This window comes from Methylobacterium sp. EM32, assembly GCF_040593685.1.
In the GTDB taxonomy this organism is placed as follows: domain Bacteria; phylum Pseudomonadota; class Alphaproteobacteria; order Rhizobiales; family Beijerinckiaceae; genus Methylobacterium.
Map to the genome: position 1 here is coordinate 1 of NZ_JBEXZS010000117.1, position 4,730 is coordinate 4,730.

The window sequence follows — 4,730 nt, forward strand, 5'->3', positions numbered from 1 at the left end:
GACGCGCTGCCGCCGGCTGGTCAAGGACTACGAGCGCTATGCGACCACACTGGCTGGGATCTACATGGTCGCCTTCGTGTGTGACATGCTCAGCAAGTTCGGACGCATCGTAAATAGTTCATAACACGCTCTAAGCGGAATGCGCTTGGAGGAGGTGGCGGGCCTGAAGGTGAAGGACTGTGCTGACGGCTGCCTCCGGGTGACCGATGCGAAGACGCCTGCGGGCTTGAGGACCATCCCGGCACACTCGGCCCTGGCACTGCTCATCGCTCGTAGGACGGCAGGGAAGGGGCCTAACGACTTCCTGTTTGACGACCTTGAGGAGCAGAAGCCGGGATCGAAGCGGGATCGTTCAGCGCCCGTCAGCCAAGCCTTCACGCGGGAACGGAGGCGGCTGGGGGTTGATGAGCGGGTCTCAGACGCTCAGCGCCAATCCAACGTGGACTTCCACTCCTGGCGTCGTTGGTTCATCCGACAGGCTGTCGCAGGCCTTGAGAAGGGTGGAAGCGGCTACACGCCGTGGACGCTGGCGAACGTTGTCGATCATAAGGCCGAAGACGGGTCGATTGACGGGATGACGCTGCCTCTCGGGATGACGATGGGCTGTTACCCCGGTGCGGCGCCTATCGAGGCGATGCGGGCTTGTATCGAGGCCGTGAAGCTGCCGAGTGGATGCACCGTTGAGGAAGAGGGGAGGGCGGCAGGGTCACAGGAGCCGAAGCGCCGGCCTGTGTTACGGCGGAAGCCACTGGCACAAGGTGATAGCAGCCGACGTGGCAAGGATTGAAGCGGTTGAGACTGTGCGGGGTTGCCGGTACGCGCATTGTTGCTCAGAGGCACCACGAGCCCGTACGGCGGCATCGCTGAGTCCAGGCAGACCCCGCTGCCAAGCCTGAGAACGCCGTCAGTGACTCGCTGTGTGCCTCTATGCTTGCGTCACGTTCTGAGGCTGGTGGCGTGTGCGGGCAGGTCAGCCGTGTAAGTGCTGTATGCAAATTTAGAGGCAAAGCCCACGTCATACGCATTTTCGCAGACTCGTATGCGTTTTTTCAGAGGGCGGCTTGATTGTAACAGGAACCCGCCTGCGGTACCCGTTCCACGAATGCCTCACACCGCTCGCAGACCAGATGATGCTTTTCGGCGACCTTATCCTGCCAGACGGAACGAGCCCAGTCGGTTACGCCGCCTTGGTTCAGCAACTAGAATTAAGTGTTGCCCCTCATTATAGAAGCTCATACGTAACGCCGAAAGGCGCTGCGCGGGAAATTCATTCGGACGGATCGGCCATTTATATCTATCCGATTTCGTATTCTCGCGGAGAAACGATCGGAGATCAGCTAGAATTTGCAATAAAATATGACGGCATAAATCTAGAAATACTTGCATCTGTTTTCAAAATTATCGAAGAAGAGCACATATTATCTTATATCAACAGAGCGCCAACCGGTAAATATTCTCGGAAAATATGGTTCTTGTATGAGTTCTTGACTGATCGTCGCTTGCCTCTCGCAGATTTAAAAACCGGCAATTATATAGAAATACTTGAGGCTGATAAGTACTATACATCTCAGATTATTCGTAATCCACGCCAGCGAATCAACAACAATTTGCTTGGAACACGTCAGTTTTGCCCCATTGTCAGGCGCACAGACATTCTGAAAAGAGACGAAGAATTAAATCTTGATAGTAAAGTTATTGAGATATTGCGCAAATATGATGATGACACTGTCAATCGTGCGATTAGTTATATGTACACGAAAGAGACATTATCTTCTTTTCTAATCGAAAGAGAAACCCCGAGCCAAGATCGAGCAGAAAGATTCGCAGCAATGCTCAAGAGGGCGGCCAGCTACGCCGATCTGACTCATGATATGATTCTCGAAGCTAGAAACTTAATTGTAGACGAAAAATATCGAGTAACAGGATACCGATCTGATGAGGTTTATGTCGGAGAAAATCTTTCATATCTACATCAGAAAGTTCATTTTGTAGGAGCAGCAGCGCAGCACGTCACTGACATGATGGAAGGTCTAGTCTCCTGTTACAGGCAGATGCGGATTTCTGAGGTGCACGCAGTGATAGTTGCCGCTGCGGTATCATTTGGCTTTGTGTTCATCCATCCTTTCGATGATGGTAATGGCCGCACACATAGATTTCTCATCCATTATATTCTTTCGAAGATGGGATTCACGCCGGAAGGTCTAATATTTCCTGTATCGTCAGCCATACTCAATAATATGCGCGATTATGATGAGTGCCTTGAGCGCTTTTCTGTCCCCATTATGGGTCTAGTAAAGTATCAACTAGACGAGGATGGCGTAATAAAATTACAATATTCGCCCGAATTTTCATATAGATATTTTGACGCAACCGTAATAGCAGAATATTTGTTCTATTGTATTCAGGCGACTATCGCGATTGATTTCGTTCAGCAACTCGACTTCATGGTTGCATACCGAGAAACGCGAAATGCACTCAAAGATGCCTCTGACATGCCCGACAAGAAAATTGATCTATTTATAAGGTTCTACCTTCAAAACGGAGGTAAGCTATCAAAGACAAAATTAGCAAGGCATTTTTCTGAGCTGTCGGAAGATAAGGTGGCAAGGTTTTCCGATATAGTAAAATCTAACATGGGTGGCAGCGCTGCCGCCTTCGATGCCCAGCCGGGAAGTATGTCGCTACGATAAGTTGCCACACAGGGAATTTAACGCTGCTCTCGATGCCTCCCCTGAGGAGGCGGCTTCTCCGGGCCGAACTTCGCGGCCAACCTCGCGAGCCTATAGCTGCCCTGTCTGTCCCGGCACTGCGGGCACGCAACCCGCACCGCCACGTAGGGGTAGGCGGCGAGGTTGCTCGGCCGGGGTGGCGGTGGATCGTCAAAGCGCATCGCCGTTGTCGTCCAGACGCCCACGAACGAAGCCCCGGGAGATGAGCCGGCTGCGCTCCCTGGTGCGGCGTTCGGCTTCCATGAGATCGGCCAAGGCGTCCGTGATGGCGCACCGGAGGGCAAGCGCGAGGTCACCGGAGGTCTGTGAGAGGTAGGACGCAGCGATGGCCTCCACGGGGCATGAGGTGCCGGCAGGAGCGGAGGACGGGCCTTCAGCGGGTCCGGTGTGTCTCGCCAGCATCGTGGTGCCCTGCGTCCGAATCATCGAGAACGAAGAGAGAACACGCCACGGGGCGGTTGGTTCGGTCAAGGCTGATGGGTGGGCGGAGGCGACGCGCTATGGCCCTGCCCCAATCAGCTTGACCTTAGCAAGGACCGCAACGGGCGGGGAGCGGACCCGACCCTCTACCCTGATACGGACCTTCCGGCTTCTGGCATGGGTCTCAGGTGATTGTTTCGTAGTTTGCCGAGAGCCTTGCCGCCACGATCTGCTCTATCTCAAGCTGCCGACCATCGTCTGTTGCCCAAACAAGATCGCCGCCCTTGCTAACCTCCGCATTGTGCCTGAAGACGTGGCTGCGAGCTTCAGACGTCAGAGCCTCTGTGACCACGTAGATGATATACTGAGCCCGGTGTTCCGGGCTCCTCATTTTCGCGAATTCGTTCCGCGTTAGTTCAACCACAGGGTCCCGTCCGCTGAGGCCCTTCACCTCGACCTTTAGCACCGCACCGGTCGGGGCCGTAACGTTCAAATCCCATCCGACGCCATCCTTCTCGACGGAGTCAACGACCTGGGAGCCGCCTGCTCTTGATTGATAGTAGGCGGTTGCATGCCGAACCTTAGCAAGCTCGATCCGTTTTCGCAGTTCTGGATCAGTTTGGTGCTTGGCTCCTTTCGATCCAACCTTCGGCATTTCGGCGAGAACGCCATCCGCTGCGACATAGGCAGCTACCACTGCCCGGAACTCGTCTTTTCCACCATACCACACCGGGCTCTGTCCCAGATTACCTTTTTCCTTCGCAGTAGGAATTTTGAACAAGCGTTGGTCGATGTGCAGGAGAGTTGCTTTGTTTGCCGGAGCCTCAATCTGATAATTAACATTGAAATTTTTACTACGATTTAATTTGATATGGTTGTTGTCTTTGTGGACGGAGGCACCCTTGTACCAGCCGACGATATACGTTTTCTTGTCACTGGGGTTCCGAGCAATCCAGACGACTGTGACCGGGGTTACGGACTCGTCGGATGATGAACCGCCTAGGTTCTCAAGGTTGATGCGAGCGGAACGAGGGACGTAGCCATAGACTTTGTCATTGAGAAAAGCGAAATTAAAAACCTCATGTCCTATGTTGCCGTCCTTGAGATAGCCGTGGCCACCTACTGGAGTATCATGCGCCGATGGGCCAGCGTAGTCCTTCATCCATCCGATATTGACGAAGACCATTGGTTCTGCGTTCATGATATTTTCCGACAGCTGATATGTCGATTCAACTGAAATGATACCCTGTGCCGGGCCGAATGGAAGTCGTATCCGTTCCAGTCTCGCCACCCTCGTAGCCCTCACGATGTCCAGCCTGGAAATCGCTGAGCGCACCGGGAAGAACCACGCTGACGTGCTCCGGGACATCCGCGTGATGTTGGAAGCCCTCGACGAGGTAGCCAGCAAATTTGCTGGCAACTACCGGGCCTCAAACGGGAAGGAGAACCCGTGCTTCAACCTCCCCAAGCGGGAGAGCCTGATTCTGGGATTGCCCCGGCTCGGTGGACACCGAGAACGCTTTTGCGTGAGGTGTTTTTGCCATGCCGAGAACCCGTCCCCCGTACCCGGCGGAGTTCCGC

5 protein-coding genes and 1 pseudogene are annotated in these 4,730 nt (G+C 54.0%); 4 read left to right on the forward strand and 2 right to left on the reverse strand.

Annotated elements, in window-relative coordinates; genetic code table 11:
• The 3 genes and pseudogenes from ABZT49_RS16625 to ABZT49_RS16635 form a co-directional block, all read left to right on the forward strand.
• Positions 1–124, forward strand: a pseudogene (locus tag ABZT49_RS16625) (IS5/IS1182 family transposase); the annotation flags it as partial.
• Between the two features lie 21 nt (positions 125–145).
• Positions 146–787 (forward strand): hypothetical protein, encoded by a 642-nt coding sequence (locus tag ABZT49_RS16630; RefSeq protein WP_355287222.1) that lies wholly within the window; start codon positions 146–148, stop codon positions 785–787.
• A gap of 340 nt (positions 788–1,127) precedes the next feature.
• On the forward strand, positions 1,128–2,690 hold the full coding sequence (locus ABZT49_RS16635) for a Fic family protein (protein WP_355287224.1): 1,563 nt from the start codon (positions 1,128–1,130) through the stop codon (positions 2,688–2,690).
• 189 nt (positions 2,691–2,879) lie between these two features.
• Here the strand turns inward: ABZT49_RS16635 and ABZT49_RS16640 are convergent, their stop codons facing one another.
• Together ABZT49_RS16640 and ABZT49_RS16645 are read right to left on the reverse strand one after the other, a co-directional pair.
• Positions 2,880–3,131, reverse strand: coding sequence for a hypothetical protein (locus ABZT49_RS16640; protein ID WP_355287226.1), 252 nt, complete (start codon positions 3,129–3,131; stop codon positions 2,880–2,882).
• A 202-nt stretch (positions 3,132–3,333) separates the two neighbouring features.
• The gene (locus tag ABZT49_RS16645) at positions 3,334–4,350 is read right to left on the reverse strand and encodes a DUF3883 domain-containing protein (protein WP_355287228.1); all 1,017 of its coding nucleotides are present in this window, start codon (positions 4,348–4,350) and stop codon (positions 3,334–3,336) included.
• A gap of 106 nt (positions 4,351–4,456) precedes the next feature.
• Between ABZT49_RS16645 and ABZT49_RS16650 the strand changes: the two genes are divergently transcribed.
• Positions 4,457–4,730 (forward strand): Rha family transcriptional regulator (locus ABZT49_RS16650; protein WP_355287230.1); only part of this gene is annotated, 274 nt, incomplete at its 3' end.